Origin of the sequence: Kutzneria kofuensis, from assembly GCF_014203355.1 — a bacterium.
GTDB classification, from domain to species: Bacteria; Actinomycetota; Actinomycetes; order Mycobacteriales; family Pseudonocardiaceae; genus Kutzneria; species Kutzneria kofuensis.
Genome location: NZ_JACHIR010000001.1, coordinates 8,511,417 through 8,533,694 on the forward strand (window position 1 = coordinate 8,511,417; position 22,278 = coordinate 8,533,694).

General features: G+C 69.6%; 19 protein-coding genes. 11 read left to right on the forward strand and 8 right to left on the reverse strand.

Annotated elements, in window-relative coordinates; all coding sequences use genetic code 11:
- Positions 1 to 380: 380 nt before the first annotated feature.
- Together BJ998_RS38360 and BJ998_RS38365 are read right to left on the reverse strand one after the other, a co-directional pair.
- Positions 381 to 1,724, reverse strand: a complete 1,344-nt coding sequence (locus tag BJ998_RS38360) for a hypothetical protein (RefSeq protein ID WP_184868152.1) — start codon at positions 1,722 to 1,724, stop codon at positions 381 to 383.
- 432 nt (positions 1,725 to 2,156) lie between these two features.
- Complete coding sequence (locus tag BJ998_RS38365; RefSeq protein ID WP_221338278.1) at positions 2,157 to 2,831, reverse strand: class I SAM-dependent methyltransferase; 675 nt, start codon at positions 2,829 to 2,831, stop codon at positions 2,157 to 2,159.
- A 73-nt stretch (positions 2,832 to 2,904) separates the two neighbouring features.
- On the opposite strand from BJ998_RS38365, the gene BJ998_RS48030 reads away from it, so the two are divergent.
- On the forward strand, positions 2,905 to 3,810 hold the full coding sequence (locus BJ998_RS48030) for a helix-turn-helix transcriptional regulator (protein WP_184868154.1): 906 nt from the start codon (positions 2,905 to 2,907) through the stop codon (positions 3,808 to 3,810).
- Positions 3,811 to 3,891: 81 nt separating this feature from the next.
- Here the strand turns inward: BJ998_RS48030 and BJ998_RS38375 are convergent, their stop codons facing one another.
- Complete coding sequence (locus tag BJ998_RS38375; protein WP_184868155.1) at positions 3,892 to 4,983, reverse strand: MBL fold metallo-hydrolase; 1,092 nt, start codon at positions 4,981 to 4,983, stop codon at positions 3,892 to 3,894.
- A 103-nt stretch (positions 4,984 to 5,086) separates the two neighbouring features.
- Positions 5,087 to 5,848, reverse strand: coding sequence for an oxidoreductase (locus tag BJ998_RS38380; RefSeq protein ID WP_184868156.1), 762 nt, complete (start codon positions 5,846 to 5,848; stop codon positions 5,087 to 5,089).
- Between the two features lie 91 nt (positions 5,849 to 5,939).
- Here BJ998_RS38380 and BJ998_RS38385 point away from each other — a divergent pair, with 91 nt between their 5' ends.
- From BJ998_RS38385 to BJ998_RS38405, 5 genes are all read left to right on the forward strand, one after another.
- Entirely contained in the window at positions 5,940 to 6,509 is a 570-nt protein-coding gene (locus BJ998_RS38385; protein WP_184868157.1) for a TetR/AcrR family transcriptional regulator, read from the forward strand.
- Between the two features lie 480 nt (positions 6,510 to 6,989).
- Complete coding sequence (locus BJ998_RS38390; protein ID WP_184868158.1) at positions 6,990 to 9,170, forward strand: cellulose binding domain-containing protein; 2,181 nt, start codon at positions 6,990 to 6,992, stop codon at positions 9,168 to 9,170.
- A gap of 160 nt (positions 9,171 to 9,330) precedes the next feature.
- Positions 9,331 to 10,527: a cellulose-binding domain-containing protein gene (locus BJ998_RS38395; protein ID WP_184868159.1), complete on the forward strand. Its 1,197-nt coding sequence runs from the start codon at positions 9,331 to 9,333 to the stop codon at positions 10,525 to 10,527.
- 30 nt (positions 10,528 to 10,557) lie between these two features.
- Positions 10,558 to 11,604 carry a lytic polysaccharide monooxygenase auxiliary activity family 9 protein gene (locus BJ998_RS38400; RefSeq protein ID WP_184868160.1) on the forward strand — a complete coding sequence of 349 codons (1,047 nt, stop codon included), beginning with the start codon at positions 10,558 to 10,560 and terminating at the stop codon, positions 11,602 to 11,604.
- Between the two features lie 53 nt (positions 11,605 to 11,657).
- On the forward strand, positions 11,658 to 12,545 hold the full coding sequence (locus BJ998_RS38405; RefSeq protein ID WP_184868161.1) for a DUF8832 domain-containing protein: 888 nt from the start codon (positions 11,658 to 11,660) through the stop codon (positions 12,543 to 12,545).
- 106 nt (positions 12,546 to 12,651) lie between these two features.
- On the opposite strand, the gene cysC is transcribed toward BJ998_RS38405, so the two are convergent.
- A complete protein-coding gene (cysC, locus tag BJ998_RS38410) occupies positions 12,652 to 14,457 on the reverse strand; it encodes an adenylyl-sulfate kinase (protein WP_184868162.1) in 1,806 nt (601 codons plus the stop codon).
- Complete coding sequence (gene cysD / locus BJ998_RS38415) at positions 14,457 to 15,335, reverse strand: sulfate adenylyltransferase subunit CysD (RefSeq protein ID WP_221339518.1); 879 nt, start codon at positions 15,333 to 15,335, stop codon at positions 14,457 to 14,459. Before cysD ends, cysC begins: the two co-directional genes overlap by 1 nt.
- A gap of 137 nt (positions 15,336 to 15,472) precedes the next feature.
- Between cysD and BJ998_RS38420 the strand changes: the two genes are divergently transcribed.
- A complete protein-coding gene (locus tag BJ998_RS38420) occupies positions 15,473 to 15,952 on the forward strand; it encodes a nuclear transport factor 2 family protein (RefSeq protein WP_184868164.1) in 480 nt (159 codons plus the stop codon).
- On the opposite strand, the gene BJ998_RS38425 is transcribed toward BJ998_RS38420, so the two are convergent.
- Complete coding sequence (locus BJ998_RS38425; protein ID WP_184868165.1) at positions 15,921 to 16,820, reverse strand: helix-turn-helix domain-containing protein; 900 nt, start codon at positions 16,818 to 16,820, stop codon at positions 15,921 to 15,923. The genes BJ998_RS38420 and BJ998_RS38425 overlap by 32 nt on opposite strands.
- A 99-nt stretch (positions 16,821 to 16,919) precedes the next feature.
- On the opposite strand from BJ998_RS38425, the gene BJ998_RS38430 reads away from it, so the two are divergent.
- From BJ998_RS38430 to BJ998_RS38445, 4 genes are all read left to right on the forward strand, one after another.
- Entirely contained in the window at positions 16,920 to 18,086 is a 1,167-nt protein-coding gene (locus tag BJ998_RS38430; protein ID WP_184868166.1) for a hypothetical protein, read from the forward strand.
- 12 nt (positions 18,087 to 18,098) lie between these two features.
- A complete protein-coding gene (locus BJ998_RS38435) occupies positions 18,099 to 19,265 on the forward strand; it encodes a sulfotransferase family protein (protein WP_184868167.1) in 1,167 nt (388 codons plus the stop codon).
- Between the two features lie 99 nt (positions 19,266 to 19,364).
- A complete protein-coding gene (locus tag BJ998_RS38440) occupies positions 19,365 to 20,153 on the forward strand; it encodes an SDR family oxidoreductase (RefSeq protein ID WP_184869209.1) in 789 nt (262 codons plus the stop codon).
- A 17-nt stretch (positions 20,154 to 20,170) separates the two neighbouring features.
- A complete protein-coding gene (locus BJ998_RS38445; protein WP_184868168.1) occupies positions 20,171 to 21,241 on the forward strand; it encodes an NAD(P)H-dependent amine dehydrogenase family protein in 1,071 nt (356 codons plus the stop codon).
- 125 nt (positions 21,242 to 21,366) lie between these two features.
- Here BJ998_RS38445 and BJ998_RS38450 read toward each other — a convergent pair whose 3' ends face one another.
- Positions 21,367 to 22,155 (reverse strand): alpha/beta fold hydrolase, encoded by a 789-nt coding sequence (locus tag BJ998_RS38450; protein ID WP_184868169.1) that lies wholly within the window; start codon positions 22,153 to 22,155, stop codon positions 21,367 to 21,369.
- Positions 22,156 to 22,278 lie beyond the last annotated feature (123 nt).

Consider the following 22,278-nt stretch of genomic DNA (forward strand, 5'->3'; position numbering starts at 1 on the left):
CCGAACAGTGACGTCGGCGGGCTGGCCCAGGGGGCAGATGGAGACCTGCAGACCCAAACGGTTCAACCTCAGTAGCTGACGGCCCTGCCGGTGAAGTAGGGCTTATACGCCGATCAGGACCGACCGGGCAATCGTCATGTATAGAAGGTATGCCGCCCCCAACCCGCAGGTTGAAACTCAAGTCAGGGCACGTCGCGAAAGCCACGGCCAGGCCGACACACTCCGCCTGCCCTACTCCCACCGACACTGTCCTCGACACGCGGCGCGATCGTCACCGGGTAGAAGCCGCGCGAGTGCCTACGTGAGACGGCCGACTGCGTGGGCTGCCATTGCCGGCAACGGCAGCCCACGCACACTCTCCTACCATCCGGGATGCGGCCTCAGCCCTGGAAGTAGGATCCCGAGAAGTCCACCGCAGACCCCGGCGCCGGCTCGATCAGGTCCTCCTGCGGCTCGGCGGCCAGATATGCGATCACCGGGCAGTCGATCAGCGCCTTGACGCTGCCGTACGGCGCGCCGCCCGGGGCGGTGAGCAGGTCCGGGTGCTCGGCGGCGAGCTTGAGGATCTGGAACTCGTCGGTCTGCCGGGTGTTCAGCCCCTGCTGGACGGCCTTGGGTGTCCATTCGCCGAACTGGGCCTCCCACAGCGGGCTGTAGGCGGCACGGCGGTTGTTCTGCGTCAGGGTCGGGAAATCGCCCTGCACGTTGAGCGCGTCGCCGCCGTGACTGAGCGCCTGCAGCAATGCCGTGTCCTGAAGCGAGGCGTCGTCGGCGGCATGTCCGTCCAGAATCAGATGTGACAGGCCCTGCGCCTGCGGGTTGTTGGCGCCGGTCTGCCCGTTGACGAAGGCGAAGATGCGCTCCCGTGCACTGCCGAGCGAGTCGTCGCCTCCGGTGAAGGCCACGTTGTTCAGCGCCGGCACATAGGTGGCGCGCTCCAGTACCGCGGTCGTCGAGTCGCTGGCGTCGGTGGACAGGTACACGATCGGCTGGCCCGAGTCGAAACCGCGGATGAACAGCAGGTCGACGGACGCGCCGTGGAACTGGGCGGGCCCGGTGTCCTTGGCCGCCGGGTGCACGGCCAGCACCCGGTCGGCGGTGTCGGTGTGGTGTACGACGTCGAACGGCCCGTCGCCGACGGCGACGATCGGCGCGTTGTAGACGGTCGGCGAGCCGGCGACGCGGATGAAGGGACTGTAGTTCGCGTCGCCGACTGCGCCCGGGACCGCCTGGCTGGGCGGAAATCCGGTGTTGCCGGGTGTGAGCACGCGGTTGGGGCTGAAGTCGGGGACGCCGGCGAAGTGGATCGTCCCGTCGCCGAACACGTTGCCGGTCGGTGCGGTGAGCGTGACGTTCTGCACGCAGGTCTGACAGCCGATGCCGGCATTGGCGAGCTTGGGCGCGTAGTTCAGCCCGAGGTCGTCGGCGGCGCCCTGGTCGGAGGCCTCGGTGAGCACGTACCAGACTGTCCGTCCCTTGAACTCGCCCTTGTGCAAGGGAAGCCGGACGAACTCGTGCTGCAGGTCGACCTTGATCGCGCTCGGCAGAATGGTCTTGCTGACCGGCAGAGTTCCGGTGCTGGCACCGGTGCCGGTGGTGGCGGGGTGACCGCCGCCGGCGGCCGACGCGCTGGCCTGGGTGGAGACGACGGAGGCGAGAACCGAGGCCATGGCTAAGCCCATGGCGGAGAGGATGATCGCACGGCGGCGATCGCGCATTCTCACGTGATGCTCCTTGCAGTCAAGGGAATGTCGTGCTTGCGCAAGCCCGATAGGTTGCTGCGGAACGAGATTCCGCGCTTGCGGAATCGGCGTCGATGACGCTACCCGCAACCATCACGCTTGTTCCTTACGGAACGGTTATCGACATTCGTCTTCGTGGGCCCGCCAGGGCCGTCGGCGACAGGGCAAGGGTGAGCGCGACCGGTCGTGCAGGGTTGGACAGCCTTCTCGCCGCCACACTTGCGTCGCCGGCGGACCAACCTGTGCGATTGGTGACGTCGCGGTTGCCCCTGCCAACACGACAACGCCTGCCGCGACCGCGAAAGCCTGGCCAGCCGCGACGTCGATCGCCGTGAGCAGCCCGATGCCGAGGACGGAATCCAGTTCACGACTCGAGGTCAGCACGCCGGCCGCCCCGCAACGGCCGATCCACTGTCAGGCCGGGCGCAGAGCCCGGTAGTAGGTGATCTGCCCCATGACCGGGTGACGGCGTGAGGCCACCTCGGCGCAGTCGAGACCCGCCGCGTTCAGCATTCGCGGGATACCGTCGCCCTGGTTGTCGGCCAGGTGACCGGACTTCACCATGCGCCGAGCCAGCAATCCGTGGATCCCGTGCTTGTGTCCGGCGAAATCCACCAGGTGCAAGCTGCCGCCCGGGCGGAGCACCCGCACCACCTCCGCGGCGGCGGCGACTCTGGTGTCGTGGTCCAGATGGTGCAGCATCAACGCCGACAGCACTCGGTCGAAACTGCCGTCGGGATGCGGCAACCGCTGCGCGTAGCCGCGCTCGAACCGGATTCCGTTGAGGCCACGAGCCTTCCGCCGCGCGCGGGCGAGTGCCAGCGGATCCGGATCGGAACCGACCAACTCGACGCCCGGGTGGGTGCGCTTGACGCGGATCGCCACGTTGCCGGTGCCGCAGCCGATCTCCAGCACGCGCTGCCCAGCGGTGAGCTCGGCCTGCTCGATCAGGGTTCGATGGATGGCCGCCGCCCCGAGCGCGGCGGTGAACAGATCGTAGAACGGCAGCAAGGCGTCACGCCCGGCAGCGGGGAGGTAGTCGTGACGCTGCTTGCTCGGGGCCGTCGAGGTGGGATGATATTTCGTCACGGGTTCCATGATGAAGCCAGGTCAGACGGGAAACATGGTCGATTGTTGGTGAAAGTAGGACTATCTTTGGTTCATGTCCGAGGTGGCGAGGCCGGTGGGTTACCGCGCCGGAGTGCCGGTCTACCACTACCGCAGCGCGCCGGAGACACCGCCGGTCTCGGTGCTGCGGTTCGACGCGACCGGCGGGCCGGGCCACGGACAGCGCCACATTCACGACTTCCCGGTGCTGATGTACATCGAACGAGCCGGGCAGATGACGCTGGGCGACCCGCCTCGTCCGGTGCTGGACGGGGACGCATACGTGCTGGCCGCGGGCCAGGTCGTCGATCCGACTGCGGTGAACGCGATCACGGCGGGTCGCGCGGTGTTCTTCGATCCGACGGCACTGGGCGAGGCCGGCCCGTCGTCATCGTGGCGGAGTCATCCACTGCTGTTGCCGTTCCTGCACGGGATTCCGAGTGGGCTGCTTCGGCTGCGCGTTCCGCCGGCGCGGCAGCCGGTGTGGACGGCCACGATCGCGGCGATCGAAACAGAACTGGCCGACCGCGCCGTGGGGTACCGACAGGCCACGCTCGCGCACCTGACGCTTCTGCTGGTCGACGTCGCACGGCTGGCCACGGACGTGGTGGGCGACCTACGACGCAGCGATGAGCCCCTGCTGGCCGAGGTGTTCGACGTGATCGAGCGGCGATTCACCGAACCGCTGTCGCTGCGCGACGTGGCCAGCAATGTCGGGGTGACGCCGGGGTATCTGACCACGGTGGTCCGGCAGCGCACCGGACGCACCGTCCTGGACTGGATCACCGAACGCCGCATGGTCCAGGCCCGCCGGCTGCTCGCCGAGACGGGCCTGCCGGTCAGCGAGATCGCCCACCGCGTGGGCATCCCCGATGCGGGCTATTTCGCGCGGGTGTTCCGCCACAGCAACGGAATGACACCACGGGCATGGCGCCGAGACGCCGGTGGAACGCCGACATGAGCGCGCATGTCCGGCCCGGAGTACGGTTTCGCCCCCTGGCGCGGTCCTCAAACGGGTTGGATTCCGGTTCGCGGCCGTCGCTTACGGATGGATGCCGAAGGGGCCGAGGAGTCCGCCGTCGATCCGATGGGACTCCAGCAGCGCGAAGGCGTTGTCGAAGGTGAAGACGTCGGCGGCGGCCAGTAGCCCGGCGTACTTGGCAGTCACCGGCTCGGCGGCTTGGCGGGCGACCGCGTCGAGGTAGGCCTTGAAGATCGCCCAGGCGTTGCCGCTGGGCCCGTATTTCTCGAAGTAGGGCGTGGGGTCCACCGTGGCCGAGGCGTTGCGGACCGCGGCGTCGAGGTCGGCCATGTACTGCTTCTGGATGTCGCCGTCGGCACGGACACCGAGGCGTCCGAGATGGCCGCCGACCAAAGTCTGCCACGGGTACGCCATCGCCACGTCGTGGGCCTTCACCCAGGCGGGGATGTCCTGGGACACAGCGAGGTTCTTGAACGGCACCCAGCCCGGGTAGAGCACGTCCACGACCATGAGGGTTCGCTGGGCTGGTGCGTAGACGAAGATGTTGTCGGGCGAGTGGTTCGGACCGTGGTGGGCAAGCTCCAGCCGCTCACCGCCCACCTTGAGAACGTAGCGGTCCTCAAACGTTTCCGTCGGCGCCGGCCGGTTGGGGTCCCGGTCGAGCAGGAGCAACCGACGGGTCTCCGTGTGCCCGATGCGCACTACGTCCTTGCCGAAGATGACCGACGCGCCGATGTGGTCGGCGTGGGAGTGGGAGTAGATCAGGTGCGTGACCCTGTTGGGCATGCCGTTGGCTCGAGTGACCTCGGTGATGGCGCGCAGCAGGTTGCGTCCGATCGTGGGCGGTGCGTCGACGAGCACGACACCTTCACGCGTGGTCAGGAACATGGCCTGGTAGAAGGAGTCGGTCACCCAGTAGAGATTTCCCTGGATTCGGCTGACGTAGTAGCCGTCCGTGTTCAGCGCCGGTCCGACCGAGGCCGCGGGCACTGGCGCGTAGTCCGGCAGGGGGTCCGGCTCCGCCGCGGTGGCGGAGCCGGCCAGCGGTCCGCCGAGCAGCCCCGCCGCGGCGGGCACGACAGCGGCCAGCGCCACACTTTTCAGTAAGGTCCGGCGCGTGGCGGATTCGATGCGTTCGGGTCTGTTCGTCATGGCACATCCTTCGAAGGGGAGGGAAGAGAGGAAGCCGGTGCATTCCGGGTGGTCGTCGGCACGCCCATCACGGCGGCCCGGCCCGGCTGACGCCAGGCGCTCGTCATGCCGTCTTGATCGTCCCGCCGTCGATCACCAGGTCCGTGCCGGTGATCCACCGCGCCTGCGGACCGAGCAGGAACGCAATGGCGTCGGCGATCTCGTCGGCCTCGCCCATCCGTCCGAGCGCGATGCCCATGCTCGTCGGCACTCCCTCGTCGAGCACCTGCTCCCGCGTGGCACCGGAGGCGGCGGCCATACCGTCGGCGAGCCGGCCGTCATCGGTCCAGCCCGGTGTGCGGACTGGACCTGGCGACACCGCGTTGACCCGCACACCTCGCGGCGCGAACTCCTCTGACAGCGTCGTGGTGAGGTTGGTGAGCGCGGCTTTGTGCGCGGAGTAGTCGACGACCATGGGGAACGGCAGTCGAGCGTTGATCGATGAGACGTTGACGACGGCGCCGCCGCGCTCCAGCAGCGCAGGAAGCAACGCGCGGGTCAGCCGCACAGCCGACAGCACGTTCGCGGCGAATCCCTGTTCCCACTGCGCGTCGGTGACATCGAGGAACGAACTCCGGGCGTCGAACTGCCCGACGTTGTTGACCAGCGCGTCCACCCGGCCGCGCTGGAGCGCGGCGGCAGCGAGCGCCTCCACCCCCTCGGCTGTGGCGAGGTCAGCCCGCACCACGGTCAGGTCCTCCCCGTGCTCCGGCACGGCCGAGCGCGAGCCTGTGACCACGGCGTACCCATCCTTGCGCAGGCGCTCGACGACCGCCGCGCCGATGCCCTTCGTACCTCCGCTGACCACGGCCACCCTGGTGTTCACCACTGCCTCCCTGTTTGGGAGCGATCGCTCCCGTATGTGGGCACAGTAGTACGGGAGCGGGCGCTCCACAACTTCGCGTAGACTGGGCGTTGTGCCACGGCCCCGGGAGTTCGACGAACAGGACGCGGTCGCGCGCGCCACGGACCTGTTCCACCGGCGCGGCTACCACGCCACGTCCACACGCGACCTCGGCGAAGCGCTAGCGCTCAACCCGAGCAGTCTCTACCGCGCGTTCGGCGACAAGCACGCACTGTTCCTCCGCGCGCTGGACCACTACCAGGCATGCGAGTCCGCGCGCTGCGCCGCAGCACTGGAATACGACCGACCCGTCCGCGTCGTGCTGCGCGACTGGCTCTACTTGATGATCGAGACCACCGACACGGCAGGCTGCTTCCTCGTCAACACCGCCATCGAACTGGGCACCGGCGACCCCGAAACAGCCCGGCGCGTGGACGCGGCCTTCGAAGGCACGACCGACGCGATCGCCGCACTACTACGCCGTGGGATCACCGCAGGTGAACTGCCCGCCGACCTCGACGCGGACGCCACTGCGGACCTGCTGTTCACCACCCTCGCCGGGCTACGGGTACGCCACCGCGCCGGCCACGACTCGAGAAAACTCCGCGCAGCAGTCGACCGAGCCCTGCGCATACTCGACTGAACGCGCCAGAAAGCGCGATCCGAGTCGCCGGTTCGGCAGCTTCGGGTCGTGCCGGATCTTGCCTCCCGGCCGGAACGGCTCCACTGGGTTGTCGTGCGCGTTCGGTCGCTGGTCCCGGTTGATGGCTCTGCTCGGCAGTTGACGCCCCGCCGGGGGAGGCTCGCGTTCACCCGCTCGCACCGTGAGCGTGGGGCCCAGCATCTCGGCCGCGGCGACTCTGCCAAGTCGGTGTCCGTGGGGTTGGCGATCAGCTCTGGCGAGACCTACCCGCGCGCGGTTGGTCGCCCCGTGGACGCCGCCAGTGCCGAGGGCGTGCACCGAGTGCGTGGAACGGCTTGAGATGCGGCCGACGCTGGATCATTCTGCAAGTTTCACCGGCCGCGCCAGGTGAAACAGGGCGAAACCGGCCGTCGGTTGACGCCCGGTGGGAACGTGCCGAACCTCGCCGTGGCCGAGTTCCACGACACGAGGAGTTGCAGGATGCGGACATCGCACCGAGATCACCGGAGGCGGTGGGCGGCGCTGCCCCTTGCGGCGCTGCTGGCCGCCGCTTGGGCGGCCGGGACGCCGCCGGCCGCGGTCGCGGCCGCTGACGCCCCTGCGGCCATCAGCGCGTCGGTGAGCGTGAACGCGGGCAGCGCCCTCGCGACCGTGCCGAGCACCGCGATCGGCGTCAACGGCTCGGTGTACGACGCCGCACTCACCGACGCCGCGGTCCCCGGACTGTTGAAGTCGGCCGGCACCAACCTGATCCGCTTCCCCGGCGGCACGTCGTCGGACACCTACAACTGGCGGACCAACACCGACGTGGTGTCCGGTCAGCGGCAGGCGGTGGACTTCGACCACTACGCCACGCTGCTCGCCCAGACCGGGGCGCAGGGCATGATCACCGTCAACTACGGCACCGGTGACGCGGCCGGCGCGACGCAGAGCCCGGCCGAGACCGGGGCGCAGCTCGCCGCGGACTGGGTGCGCTACGCCAACGTCACCCACCACTACGGCATCAAGTACTGGGAGATCGGCAACGAGATCTACGGCAACGGGACCTACGGCGGCAGCTGGGAGCCCGACCGGCACTGCACCGCCGCGACGAACCCGACCGACTGCGGCCCGGCCGTCTACGCGCAGCACGTCAAGGAGTACATCAGCGCGATGAAGGCGGTCGACCCCGGCATCGTGGTCGGCGTCGTGCTGACCGCGCCCGGCAACTGGCCCGACGGCAACACCTCGGCGGGCAGCCCGCAGCCGTGGAACCAGACCGTCCTGTCCGCGCTGGGCAACCAGATCGGGTTCGCCGACGTGCACTGGTACCCGCAGAACCCGAGCACCGTCACGCCGCCGGGGCCGACCGACGCCGGCCTGCTCGCCGCCAACGCCCAGATCCCGGGCATGGTGTCGTCGCTGCGGTCGCTGCTGTCCCAGAGCGCCGGCGCCGACGTGCCGATCATGATCACCGAGACGAACTCGGTGTCGTCCAACCCCGGCAAGCAGACGCTGAGCATCGTCAACGCGCTGCACCTGGAGCAGGACTATCTCGGCTGGCTGGGCGCGGGCGTCGCGAACGTCGACTGGTGGCAGATCCACAACGGCATCGTCACCACCGGCGACAACGGCCCGTCGTTGTACGGCGACGCGACCTACGGCGACTACGGCATGTTGTCCGACGCGAGCTGCGACACGGCCAACGGCGTCCGGGTGTGCGAACCGGCCGCGGACACGCCGTTCCCCGCCTACTACGGCCTCCAGTTGCTCGGCCAGTTCATCCACCCCGGCGACACGCTGGTGTCCGCGTCGTCCACCGCGTCGCTCGTGCAGTCGTTCGCGGTGAAGAAGGCCGACGGTTCGCTGAAGGTCATGCTCGTCAACGACGATCCGACCAACAGCTACGCGGTGAACCTCGCCTACACCGGGTTCACGCCCAGCGGCGCCACGCCGACCGTGGCCACGCTCGCGCCACCCGGCACCGGCATCACCACGACGACCGCCGGGTCCGCGGCGTCGCAGACCATCGCGCCGTACACCGCGACCGTGGTCACGCTCCAGCCCGGCACGACCCAGAACCCGCCGAGCACTCCGGGCACGCCGGTGGCCTCCGCCGTCACGTCGACGTCGGTCGGCCTGAGCTGGACCGCGTCCACGAGCACCAACGGCATCGCCGGCTACGACGTCGTCCGGGTCAACGGCACCACCGAGACCGTGGTTGCCTCCTCGACCACGAACGCCGCGACCGTCACCGGCCTCATGCCGTCCACCGCCTACACGTTCGCCGTGTACGCCAAGGACACCGCCGGCAACCGTTCGGCCCGGTCCGGCACGGTCGCGGTCACGACGGGCTCGGTTTCCTCCGGCGGCTGCAAGGTGACGTACCAGCCGAACAGCTGGCCCGGCGGCTTCACCGGCGGCGTGACCATCACCAACACCGGGTCCACGGCATGGCACGGCTGGACGGTGACGTTCACCTTCGGCGGTGACCAGAAGATCACCAACGCCTGGAACGCCACCGTGACGCAGTCCGGAGCCAAGGCCACCGCGGTGAACGTCGGCTACAACGGAGACGTCGCGGCCGGCGGGTCGGCGTCGTTCGGCTTCCAGGGCACCTGGTCGAGTTCGAGCGCGGCGCCGACCGGGTTCGCCGTCAACGGCGCGACCTGCACGAGTTGACCGACCGCCGGCGGGTGGTTCGGGGTGCGGCACCTCGAACCACCCGCCGGTGAAACTTTCCACGGACATCCCCAGTTCAGCCCGCCGGCGGACGTCAAGTGTTGAGGGGTGAACCACGTGGGCGTCACGCTGCTCGGCATCCACCGACGACAGGAGTGACATGGATGCGTTACGCCGCAGGACATCCGCTCGGCGTCTCGCCGCGGTCCTCGCCGCGCTCGGCAGCCTCGTGCTCGTCGCGATCGTCGTGCCGAACGCCCGAGCCACCAGCGGCACGGCGTCGGCCGCGACTCCGTCGTGCCAGGTGACCGACCAGATCAACCAGTGGGCCGGCGGGTTCACGTCGAACATCACGGTGACCAACAACGGCCCGGCCGTCTCCTCCTGGACGGTGACCTGGACCTTCGGCGGCAACCAGCACGTGACGTCGGCCTGGTCGGCTCAGGTGGCCCAGACCGGGGCGGCGGTCACCGCGACCAACCAGTCCTACAACGGCTCGCTGCCCACCGGTGGCTCCGTGAGCTTCGGTTTCCAGGCAACGTTTTCCGGTGCCAACGACACGCCGGCTGACTTCGCCGTCAACGGGCAGCCCTGCAATGGCAACACCCCGCCGACATCCACGACCACTACCACCACCACGACCCCACCGGCCGGCACCGGTTGCACCTCGGCCACCGCGATCCGTTGCGACGGTTTCGAGGACCAGACCGGCCCGGCGCCATCGGGCCACTGGAGCACGGTGACACCCAACTGCTCCGGCGCCGGCACCGCGACGATCAGCACCGCGACCGCGCACACGGGAACCCGTTCGTTGCAGGTCAACGGCGCGGACGGCTACTGCAACCACGTGTTCGTCGACGACACGACCGATCCGCCGGCCGCGAGCCCGACCTGGTTCGTGCGGTTCTGGATCAAGCACACCACCCCGCTGCCCACCGGCCACGTGACGTTCCTGGCGATGAACGACGCCGCGGCCGGCAACACCGACCTCCGGCTCGGCGGCCAGAACGGCGCCCTGATGTGGAACCGGCAGTCCGACGACGCCACGCTCCCCGACCAGAGCCCCGCCGGCGTCGCGCAGAGCGTGCAACTGCCGGTCAACGCCTGGACGTGCGTGGAGTTCTCCGTCAGCGGCGCCGACGGCCAGATCCACACCTGGGTGAACGGGTCCGCGGTGCCCGGCCTGACCGAGGACGGCGTGCCCACCTCGAACATCGACGACCAGTGGCTGGGCCGCACCTGGCGGCCGAAGCTGACCGATCTGAAGCTGGGCTGGGAGAGCTACGGCGGCGGTGGGCCCGACGGGCTCTGGTTCGACGACGTGGCGCTGGGCACCAGCCGGATCGGCTGCGACTGACCGGGAAACCAACCGTCACCACAATGGAGGATGAGTGATGTGAGGATTCGACGCACAGTCCTGGCGGCCGCGATCGGCGTCGTCTCGGCGCTGGCCACGGTCGTCGCCGCGGCGCCCCAGGCGTCGGCGCACGGTGCGATGGTCTCCATCGGCAGCCGGACGTTCCTGTGCTACGAGGACGGCCTCACGTCGTCCGGCCAGGAGATCCCGCAGAACCCCGCCTGCCAGGCGGCCACCGCGACCAGCGGTGTGGTCCCGCTGTACAACTGGTTCGCCGTCGGCAACCGCACCGCCAACGGCGGCAAGGCCGGCGTGATCCCGGACGGCAAGCTGTGCAGCGGCAACAGCAACTACTACGACTTCTCCGGGTTCGACCAGGCTCGCTCGGACTGGCCGATCACCCACCTCACCGCCGGGTCGACCATCACCGTCAAGTACAACAAGTGGGCCGCGCATCCCGGCACGTTCAACCTGTACATCACCAAGGACGGCTGGGACTCCACGCGGCCGCTGACGTGGGCCGACCTCGAGTCGGTTCCGTTCTCCACGGCCACCAACCCGCCGTCGGTCGGCGATTCGGGCAGCGCCAGCAGCTACTACTACTGGACCGCGACGCTGCCGGCCAACAAGACCGGCAACCACATCATCTTCTCGCAGTGGGTCCGGTCCGACAGCACGGAGAACTTCCTCGGCTGCTCGGACGTCAAGTTCGACGGCGGCAACGGCAACGTGACCGGCATCGGCGCGGGAGCGCCACCGCCGCCCACCTCGACGCCGTGCACCGCGTCGTACGCGGTCACCAGCACCTGGCCGGGCGGATTCCAGGCCCAGGTGACGGTGAGCAACCCGAGCACGTCGGCGATGACCGGCTGGACGGTCGGCTGGACGGTGGCGGAGGGCGAGACCGTCACCAGTTCCTGGAACGGCACGCTGACCCAGGCGGGATCGCTGGCCACGGTCAAGGCGGCGAACTGGAACAACCAGCTCGCGGCCGGCGGCACCACCAACTTCGGCTTCACCGCCACCTACAACGGCACGCCGCCCGTGCCGACCAGCGTCTCCTGCCAGAGCCCGTAGTGCTGTCACCGGGCGGCGCCGCGGCGCCGCCCGGTGCGGAAAGGCCGTGACCGATGATCGCTCACACCCGCTCGCGCCGCGCCTGCGTCGTGGCGGCACTGCTCGGCACGGTCGTGACGGTCGCCGCGTGCAGCGGACCGACCACCGCCGAACCGCCGATGGCGGGAATGGACGACATGACGGGCATGTCGATGGCTCCGACCGTGTCCTCGATGGCCGAGGCCCAGCCGGTCGGCGACGGGCTTTCCAGCAGCGTCAACGGATACTCGTTCGTGCTGGCGACCGACACCGTGCCGGCCGGCGCGCCGGTCGGCTTCGACTTCCACATCAGCGGGCCGAGCGGCCAGCCGGTCACCAGATACCGGCCCTACGAGAGCCAGTTGATGCTGTTCGATCTCGTCCGCTCGGATCTGACCGGCTATCAGCACATCGACCCGGCGATGCGGCAGGACGGCACGTGGAGCGCGCAGCTGACCGCGCTGTCACCGGGTTCCTACCGCGCCTACGTCACATTCGCCGCACCCGACACCGGCAAGCCGTTGGTGTACACGCTGTCCCGGCCGTTCACCGTGCCCGGCCGGTCCGCCGACGTCGCGCTGCCGGGGCCGTCCGCCAGCGTTCGCCAGGGCAGCCTGACCGTGTCCATGTCAGGTCAACCGAAGGTCGGCGTCGCGAGCCCACTGACCTTCGACTTCACCGACGGCGGAAAGGCGATCAGCTACTTCCAACGTCGTCTCGACGGCTACGCGCACATTGTCGCGTTCCACGCCGGCGACCTCGCCTTCGCCCATCTGACGCCCGCGGACAAGGTTGCGGGCCGCAGCGATGTGTCGGCACTGAGCACGCGGGCGCTGTTCCCGGCCGGCGGCGCCTGGCGCCTCTTCGCCGAGTTCCAGACCAGCGGAGCACCGCAGACAGCGGCCTTCACGGTCGAGGTCTGACGGCGTCGAATTCACTGGAACCCGCGCCGGATGACCGGATGACCAACCCGGGTCCGTTTTCACACCACCCCCGGACCAGCCTGGACACCCGACGCGGCCGAACACGTCATGGGCGGTTGAGGAGGTCGAGCACCTTGGCGGCCATCGTGGCGGGGTCGCCGTCCTCGGGCCGGAGCACGAGGGCGGGCTCGACGGGAACCTCGTAGGGATCGTCGATCCCGGTGAAGCCCCTGATCTCGCCGGCCCTGGCCCGCGCGTACATGCCCTTGGGGTCACGGGCCTCGCAGACCTCGACGGGCGTGTCCACGAACACCTCCAGAAAGGCGAGCCCGGCCGCCGCGTGTCGGGCTCGGACCAGCTCGCGGTCGGCGCGGTACGGGCTGATCAGCGACACGACCGCGACCACGCCGGCGTCGGCGAACAGCTGTGCCACCTCGCCGACCCGCCGAACGTTCTCGGCCCGGTCACGCGGGCTGAACCTCAGATCGGCGTTGAGGCCGTGCCGCAGGTTGTCCCCGTCGAGCAGGTAGGCCGGGCGGCCGGCGGCCACCAGGCGGCGTTCCAACTCGGTGGCGATGGTGGACTTCCCCGAGGCGGACAGTCCGGTGAGCCACACCGTCATGCCCCTGGTCGCGCGATCGGACCGGCTGACCGCGGCGGGATGCCAGACCACGGACGCGCTCGGCTCGGTGATCATGCCGGCGGCCACCGTGCTGTTGGTCGCGTCGTCGACCAGGATGAAGCTGCCGGTCGACCGGTTGCGGCGATAGGCGTCGAACAGCAGCGGCGTCTGCGTGCGCAGCCGGACCCGTCCGATCTCGTTGAGCGACAGGGAATTCGCCGTCTCGTCGCGGTGCAGGGTGTTGATGTCGATGCGGTAGGCCAGTTCGCGCACCTGTGCCCGGACCGAGCGCGTGGTGTGCCGCAGGGTGTAGCGGGCGCCCGGCGTCAGCGTGGACCGTTCGGTGAGCCAGCAGACCATGGCGTCGATCTCCTGGCCGACGTGTGGCCGGTTGTGCGGCCGGCAGATCAGGTCGCCCCGCGCGACGTCCAACTCGTCGTCGAGGCGCACCGTGACCGCCTGCGGCGGGAACGCCTCGCCGACCGGTTCACCACCAGGGCCCCAGATGGACCGCACCCGCGAGGTGAAGCCCGCCGGCAGCACCACCACCTCGTCACCGGGTTTGAGCACGCCACCGGCCACGGTGCCCGCGTAACCCCGGAAGTCCCGCGTGCGGATCGCGTACTGGACCGGGAGCCTCGTGTCGATGAGGTTGCGGTCCGAGGCGACATGCACCTCCTCCAGGTGGTGCAGCAGCGAAGTGCCTTCGTACCAAGGCATGTTCGCACTGCGCTGCACGACGTTGTCGCCGTGCAGCGCGGAAACGGGCACGAACGCGAGGTCGGCCACGTTCAGCTTCATCGCGAACCGGCGGAATTCCTCGCGGATCTCCTCGAACCGCTCGGCCGACCAGTCGACGAGATCCATCTTGTTCACGCACAGCACCAGATGCGCGACGCCGAGCAGGCTGGCGATGAACGCGTGCCGCCGGGACTGCTCGACCACGCCCTTGCGCGCGTCGACCAGGATCAGCGCCAGATCCGCGTTGGACGCCCCGGTGACCATGTTCCGGGTGTACTGCACGTGCCCGGGCGTGTCGGCGATGATGATCTTCCGCTTGGGGGTGGTGAGATAGCGGTAGGCGACGTCGATGGTGATGCCCTGTTCGCGTTCGGCCCGCAGCCCGTCGGTCAGCAGGGCAAGGTTCAGCTCGTCCTCGCCGCGCTCACGGCTGGTTCGCTCCACCGCGGCGAGCTGGTCGGCGAAGATCGCTTTGGAGTCGTGGAGCAGCCGGCCGATCAGGGTGGACTTCCCGTCGTCGACACTGCCCGCGGTGGCCAGCCGAAGCATCAGAAGTACCCCTCCTTCTTGCGATCCTCCATACCGGCCTCGGATATCCGGTCGTCGGCGCGAGTCGCGCCGCGCTCGGTGATCCGGCTGGCCGCCACCTCGGCGATCACCGCTTCCGCCGTGGTGGCAGTGGATTCCACGCAGCCGGTGCACGTGGCGTCGCCGACGGTTCGGAAGCGCACCGACGCCTCGAACGGCTCCTCGCCGTCGATCAGTTCGACGAACCTGGTGTGTGCCAACAACATCCCGTCCCGGTGAAACACCGGACGCCGGTGCGCGTAGTAGATCGACGGCAGGTCGATGCGCTCGTCACGGATGTAGCGCCAGATGTCCACCTCGGTCCAGTTGGACAGCGGGAAGACGCGGATGTGCTCACCCTTGCGATGCGCCCCGTTGTAGAGATTCCACAGCTCGGGGCGCTGGTTGCGGGGGTCCCACTGGCCGAACTCGTCCCGGAAGCTGAACACCCGCTCCTTGGCGCGCGCCTTCTCCTCGTCTCGCCGCGCGCCACCGAACACCGCGTCGAAGCCGTGCTCGGCGATGCCCCGCAGCAGCGTCACGGTCTGCAGCCGGTTGCGGCTGGCCCGCGGCCCGGTCTCCTCGACCACCCGGCCCGCGTCGATGTCGTCCTGCACGGCGGCGACCACCAGGCGCACGCCGAACCGCGCCACGGCGCGGTCCCGGAACTCGATCACCTCGTCGAAGTTGTGCCCGGTGTCCACGTGCATCACCGGGAACGGCACCGGCGCCGGCCAGAACGCCTTGGCCGCCAGGTGCAGCATCACCACGGAGTCCTTGCCACCGGAGAACAGCAGCGCCGGTCGTTCGAAGGTGGCCGCGACCTCGCGCAGGACGTGCACCGACTCGGCTTCCAGCATGCGCAGCGGGGACAGTTCGTATGCAGTGGTCACGGGTCGACCCGCCCTTCACGTCGAGAGGAAACTAGAACAGGTTCTTGTTCTCGGTCAACCGGTGCCGGAAGCTGGACGACGCCACCGAGGCCAAGGAGGGACCCGTGACGGACCTGATCGCACTCGAGGAGATTCGCCGGCTGAAATACCGCTATCTGCGCAGCCTCGACCTCAAGCGCTGGGACGAGTTCGCCCAGACGCTGGCCGTGGACGCCACGGCCGACTACGGCACCCCGGTCTACGGCGAGCGGCTGAGGCTGGCCGGCCGCGACGAGATCGTGGCGTTCATGAGCCGCCGGCTCGGGCCGGACGTCATCACCGTGCACCTCGCCGGCCAGCCCGAGATCGACATCGACGGCGACGAGGCGACCGGGACGTGGGGCATGCAGGACACCGTGATCGCGACCGAGCGTCAGGTCGTGATCCAGGGCGCCGCGTTCTACGAGGACCGGTACCGGTGCGGCGAGGACGGCGTGTGGCGGATCAGCCACACCGGCTACGACCGGACCTACGAGGCGATGTTCGCGCTGACGGACCTGCCCGGCTTCAAGCTCACCGCCAACCGGTGGGCCGGCGTCCGCTGACCTGCTCCGTGACCGCGTCGGCCGCGGCGACGAGAGCGTTGCCGCGCCGCGCGATCTCGGCGCCGGTGATGGCGTCGCCGACGTACAGGGTGAGCACGAGTTCCTGGCCGCCGTCGGCGTCGAACGTCGGCGCCGCGATGAGGCTCACCGGGTGCTTGCGGCGTGTGGCCAGGTCCGCGCCGAGGTACACCCGCTCGCCGAGGCTGGAGACCATCTCGCCGACCAGTTCACGCACCTGTGCCGGCAGGTCGTACGCGGCGACGCCGGCCATCAGCGAGTGCAGCCGCATGCCGGCGGGGGACAGGCTTTCCACCAGATACCCGCGCTCGCGGCACTCGCCGACGACCCGGCGCAGGTGCGCGCGGTCGATCCGGGACGGCAGCGTCGGCGGCCGGGCCAGCCATTCGTCGAGCGCCCGGTCGCCGCCCCAGAGCACGTACATCAGCCCCACGGGTGGGGCGAACGGGTAGGTCTGGCCGACCTTGACCGCGGCGGCGGCCCGCGCGGGCCCGGTGCGCTCCAACACCATGATCTGCTCGCCGACCACCGCGGACGCCGTGCACACCGTGTCGTAGCGTGCGCTCAGGTCGGCGAGTTCGCGCCGGGCCAGCGCCGCGGCCGCGAAGTCGTGCTGAGCCACCCGTCCCGCGGCGATCAGCGCCGGTCCCAGCCTGTAGACCTTGGTCGCCGGATCGTGCACCAGGTAGCCGCCGCGGGTCAGCGCGGTCACGATGCCCAGGCAGGTCGGCTTGGCCAGGCCGACACCGCGGGCGAGTTCGGACAGGCCGAAGCGCTCGCCCGGACGGGCGACCAGGAAGTCCAGCACCGCGACCACGCGCTCGGTCGGCGGCGACTGACGGGTCACCATTGCCAATCCATAGAACACGTTCTAGCCTGGCCGGGCCGACGTTTGTACCACATCGGTACATATTTGGACCGCTGCCACCGAGGTGTCAAGGAGCCGCCCGTGCTCACCCAGCCGTTCGCGGACGCCGTCGCCGAGGCCGAGAAGGTCATCACCGGCGCCCCGCACATCCGGACCGAGCAGGATCTCGTCGAGGGATACGACTACCTGGCCGGCAGCATCCGGGCCTCGCTGCAGCTGGCCTGGGCCTACCAGCGCGACTTCCCGTACTTCGTCCGGTCCACCGGCCCCTACACCAAGCTGGGCCTGGACAACCCGGACACCCTGTACTTCCACTCCTACCTGCGCGACGACTGCGAGTACGTGGTGACCGGCCGGCGCGGCAGCACCGCCGACCTGAGCTTTCAGGTGCTTGCCGGGGACTACTCGCCGGTCGAGGTGCCCGACAGCCTGACCGCGTTCGACGACCGGGCCTTCGAGATCGGCGAGGACGGCGCCTTCGAGGTGCGGTTCGGGCCGGCGAAGCCGAACGCCGGCCCGAACTACTTCACCCTCGGTCCCGGTTCGGCGATGCTCATCGTGCGGGAGGTCTTCAGCGACTGGAGCACCGAACAGCCCGGCGTCATCCGCATCCACCGGGCCGGCGCCACCGGCGCCCCGCCGCCGTTGACCAGGGACGTGCTCGCCAAACGCTACGGCGTCGCCGGCAAGATCCTGCTCAGCCGGCTGCGCACCTTCCTCGCCTTCCCCGAGTGGTTCTACCTCAAGCTGCCGGTCAACACGATGACCGAACCGCGGGCCACGCCCGGCGGGCTGAGCACGCAGTTCTCCTCGGTCGGCCACTACGACCTCGCCGACGACCAGGCCATGATCGTCACCGTGCCGGCGTCGGACGCGCCGTACCAGGGCTTCCAACTCGGCAGCATGTGGTACGTGTCGCTGGACTACATCAACCACCAGACCAGCCTCACCGCCGACCAGGCCCGCGTCGACCCGGACGGCCGGCTGCGGTTCGTGGTCAGCGAGCGCGACCCTGGGCTGGCCAACTGGCTGGAGTGCACCGGGCACCGTCGTGGCTACCTGCAGATCCGGTGGCAGCGGCTGGCCAGGAAACTCGGACCGGCGGACGGCCCCGAGGTCGAGGTGGTCGACTTCGACCAACTGCCGCACCGGCTGCCGTTCCACGAGCGGGCGCGAGTGACACCGCAGGAGTACGCCGAGCGGATCTCGGCGCGTCGGGCCGCCGTCGCCGACCGGATGCTGGGCTGACCGATGGACCAGATGCGCACAGGACGGGACAGCGTCGGCACGGTCGAGGACTTGCACGCCTCGGCGACCAGGATCACCGGGCTTGCCGACTTCGGCGCCGACGAGTACCGCGACGGACTCGCGGTACTGCTGGAGTCCTACGCACGCGACGCCGCCCTCACACCGTTGGGAAACAAGGTGATGCGCGCGTTCCTGCGCGGTGCGCTGGTGGCCAGGCTGCTCAGCGAGGCCGCGTGGCAGCAGTATCCGGAGTACGCACAGGCGCCGGTCGAGCGGCCGATCTTCGTGACCGGCCTGCCGCGCACCGGCACGACCGCGTTGCACCGGTTGCTCTCCGCGGATCCCGCGCACCAGGGACTCCAGGTGTGGCTCACCGAAGTGCCGCAACCCCGCCCGCCGCGTGAGACCTGGGCGGACAACCCCGTGTTCCAGGCGATCGAGGAGAACTACCGCCGGCACCACGTCGAACATCCCGAGTTCATGGGGCTGCACTACATGTCCGCCGACGAGGTGGAGGAATGCTGGCAACTGCTCCGCCAGTCGATGCGGTCGATCTCCTACGAATGCCTGGCGCATCTGCCGACGTACTCCGCCTGGTTGGACGGCCAGGACTGGACCCCGGCCTACCGCCGGCACCGGCGCAACCTCCAGTTGATCGGACTGCCCGACCGCCATCGCCGCTGGGTGCTCAAGAATCCCAGCCACCTGTTCGCCCTCGACGCGCTGCTGGCCGTGTACCCGGACGCGCTGGTGATCCAGACGCACCGGTCGCCGCGGGCCGCCATCGCGTCGGTGTGCAGCCTGAACCAGCAGGCGAGCGCCGGCTGGTCGACCGTGTTCCGCGGTGACGTCGTGGGGCGGGACCAGTTGGAGCTGTGGGCGCGCGGCCTGGAACGCTTCACCGCCGATCGCGCCAACCACGACCAGGCCCAGTTCCTCGACGTGCACTACGACGACCTGGTCAAGGATCCGATCGGGACGGTGCGGGCGATCTACGCGCACTTCGGGCTGGCGCTGACCGAGCGGGCGGAAACCGCGATGACGGCCATGCACGCGGACAGCACCTCCGGCCGGCGCCAGCCGGCCCACCGCTACCAGCTGTCGGACTTCGGGCTGACCGGCGAGGAAGTCGACGAGCGCTTCGCCGACTACCTGCGGGCCCATGGCCGGGACCGGTGACGACAGTCGGCGTTGCTCGCACCGGCGGGCTGCGGATTTCGTCGCTGGCGACGCCAGCTCGCACTCCCGCCAAAAACTAGAACCTGTTACAGTTCTGGTGTGATCTTCGATCGGTTGCGAGTGACGGACAAGGTCGCGGTGGTCACCGGCGCCGGCCGTGGCATCGGGGCGGCGACGGCGGTGGCGCTGGCGGAGGCGGGCGCCGACGTGGTGATCTCCTCCCGCACGGAGGCCGAGCTGAACGACGTGGCGGCGCGGATCGAGAAGGCCGGCCGCAAGGCTCACGTCGTGCCGGCCGACTTGAGTGATCCGGAGGCCGCCGCGGGGCTGGCGGGCGCGGCGGTGGACGTCCTGGGCCGGCTCGACATCGTGGTGAACAACGTCGGTGGCACCTACCCGCGCCCGTTGCTCGAGACCACCGTCGAATTCCTCGAAGAAGCGTTCCGCTTCAACGTGTCGACCGCGCACGCCCTGACGGTTGCGGCGACACCGGCGATGTTGGCCACTGGTGGCGGCGCGATCGTGAACATCTCCTCCGCGATGGGGCGGGTCGCCGGACGTGGCTTCGCGGCCTACGGCACGGCAAAGGCCGCGCTCGCGCACTACACACGCCTGACGGCGGCCGATCTCGCGCCGCGTATCCGGGTCAACGCGATCGCCGTCGGCTCGGTGGCCACATCGGCGCTGGACATCGTGGTGCGCAATGCCGAGCTGCGAGCGAAGATGGAAGCCGCCACACCGCTGCACGCCATCGGTGACCCCGACGACATCGCCGCGACGGTCGTGTATCTGGCTTCGTCCGCCGGTGGTTTCGTGACCGGCAAGGTGATCGAGGTGGACGGTGGCCTGCAGGCGCCCAATCTGGAGCTCGGCCTGCCGGATCTCTGACCGAGGAGGGTGCGCTGGTGGCCTACCGGGTGGTGCAGTGGAGCACCGGCAACGTCGGGCGGCACGCGATCGCGGGCGTCGCCGCGCGTCCGGACCTGGAACTCGTCGGCGTCTGGGTGTCCACTCCGGACAAGGTTGGCAGGGACGCGGGAGAACTCGCCGGACTGGGACGGGAACTCGGCGTCGTCGCGACGAACGACGCCGACGAGATACTCGCGCTGCGACCCGACTGCGTCGTGTACACGGCGATGGCCGACGATCGGCTGGTGGCGGCGCTGGAAGACCTGCGGCGCATCCTGCGGGCCGGGATCAACGTGGTGTCCAGCTGCCCGGTCTTCCTCCAGTTCCCGAAGGGGACGGTGCCCGACGAAGTGTCGGAACCGGTTCGCCTTGCCGCGGTCGAGGGCGGCGTGTCGTTGTGGGTCAACGGCATCGACCCTGGATTCGCCAACGACTGGTTGCCGCTGGCGGTCACCGGCATCAGCGAGCGCATGGACCAGGTTCGCTGCCTGGAGATCCTGGACTACAGCACCTATCACAACCGGAAGGTGCTGTTCGACATCATGGGATTCGGCGGCCCGCTGGGGGAGACCCCGCTGTTGTTGCAGCCGGGCGTGCTGAGTCTGGCCTGGGGCAGTGTGGTGCGTCAGCTCGCGTCCGGTTTGGACATCGAACTGGACGGAGTGGAGGAGAGCTACCAGCGCCTTGCGGCGCCGGAGACCTTCGAGATCGGCGCGGGCGAGATCGCCGCGGGCACGGCGGCCGCGCTCCGGTTCGAGGTGCGAGGAATGCGCGGCGGCCGTCCGGTCTGCGTGCTGGAGCACGTCACCCGGCTGCGCCCCGACCTCGGGCCGGACTGGCCGCAGCCGGCGGGCCAGGGCTGCTACCGGGTCGAGGTGACCGGCGAGCCGAACTACACGCTCGACCTGACCTTGCTCGGTTCGGACGGGGACCACAACACGGCCGGTCTCAAGGCGACCGCGATGCGTCTGGTGAACGCGATCCCGGCGGTGGTGGCGGCAAGGCCCGGGCTGCTCACCGCGTTCGACCTCCCGCTGGTCACCGGCCGCGGCCTGCTTCGCAGCTGACGACCTTGATGATCGAGTCGGCGAGTTCCGGTTCCTCGTCCGGGACCGGGCAGGCCGGTTCGCGGCCTCGCTACAGCGGTCGACGGCCGCACCGTTCCCGGGACGGAGCAGACCTGGGGCACGGCTCAGCTGACCGCGTGGCCGCGGGTGGCGGCGAGCTCGCGGACGGCGTCGGCGACGGCTGGGGAGTCCTTGCTGAGGATCTTGCTGTGGTTGCTGGCGACCTTGGCGCTCACCTTGAGGTTGGGGTTGGCGGTGAGCAACGGGTCGAGCACGGTGCGGCCTTCCTCCATCTCCCCGTCCTTGGTCCCGAGGTTGTCGCCGGTGGCCAGCACGAACCGGACGGGACAGGTCAGGCGCTCCAGGACGGGCCCGCTGGCGGCGGAGACCTCGTTGACCTCGATGTTGACGTCGGCGTGCTGGTCGGCGCTCATCCGCGCGGCCAGGCCCAGGCGGGCGGCGATCGGGAAGGCCCACCGCATCCGGCGGAACAGCTTGCGGATCCGCACCCGGCCGGCCTCGCCGGTGAGGCCGATGGGGAACGCGTCCACGGTGACCAGCCCGGCGACGCGGTCGGGGTGCCGGTCGGCCCAGTGCCACCCGAGGATGCCCCCGTAGGACCAGCCCACCAGAATCGGCTGTTCCACGCCCCGCGCGGTGAGGACGGCGTCCAGGTCCCGAAGGCACGCCTCGAACGAGTACTCGGCGGAGCGCTTCGACTTGCCACGGGCCCGCTCGTCGTACGCGATGTGCCGGTAGCCGCTGCCGAGCTCGGAGATGACGCGGCGCCAGTGCGACTGGTCGGCGTAGGAGCCGTTCAGGTAGACGACGGGTCGGCCGGAGCCGCCGGTGTCGGTGACGTACAGGGCAGTGTCGTCGACGGGCAGCAGGCCGGTCCAGGGGGCGGTGCTCATGGTGTTGCCTCCGAGGGCGGAAGTGGATGACTGAAGCCACCATCACCGGTGGTGCTGACACCGGGCAGCCACCGCGCTGACACGGCCCCGAGGCATGTCAGAGGCGTGTCAGGCGGGTGACAC

Excerpts from the sequence above, each read along its gene's own strand:
- BJ998_RS48030 (WP_184868154.1), top strand. The coding sequence starts at position 2,905 with ATGTCCGAGGTGGCGAGGCCGGTGGGTTACCGCGCCGGAGTGCCGGTC.
- BJ998_RS38375 (WP_184868155.1), bottom strand. The coding sequence starts at position 4,983 with ATGACGAACAGACCCGAACGCATCGAATCCGCCACGCGCCGGACCTTA.
- BJ998_RS38390 (WP_184868158.1), top strand. The coding sequence starts at position 6,990 with ATGCGGACATCGCACCGAGATCACCGGAGGCGGTGGGCGGCGCTGCCC.
- BJ998_RS38395 (WP_184868159.1), top strand. The coding sequence starts at position 9,331 with ATGGATGCGTTACGCCGCAGGACATCCGCTCGGCGTCTCGCCGCGGTC.
- BJ998_RS38400 (WP_184868160.1), top strand. The coding sequence starts at position 10,558 with ATGAGTGATGTGAGGATTCGACGCACAGTCCTGGCGGCCGCGATCGGC.
- BJ998_RS38405 (WP_184868161.1), top strand. The coding sequence starts at position 11,658 with ATGATCGCTCACACCCGCTCGCGCCGCGCCTGCGTCGTGGCGGCACTG.
- cysC (WP_184868162.1), bottom strand. The coding sequence starts at position 14,457 with ATGCTTCGGCTGGCCACCGCGGGCAGTGTCGACGACGGGAAGTCCACC.
- cysD (WP_221339518.1), bottom strand. The coding sequence starts at position 15,335 with ATGCTGGAAGCCGAGTCGGTGCACGTCCTGCGCGAGGTCGCGGCCACC.
- BJ998_RS38425 (WP_184868165.1), bottom strand. The coding sequence starts at position 16,820 with ATGGTGACCCGTCAGTCGCCGCCGACCGAGCGCGTGGTCGCGGTGCTG.
- BJ998_RS38435 (WP_184868167.1), top strand. The coding sequence starts at position 18,099 with ATGCGCACAGGACGGGACAGCGTCGGCACGGTCGAGGACTTGCACGCC.
- BJ998_RS38450 (WP_184868169.1), bottom strand. The coding sequence starts at position 22,155 with ATGAGCACCGCCCCCTGGACCGGCCTGCTGCCCGTCGACGACACTGCC.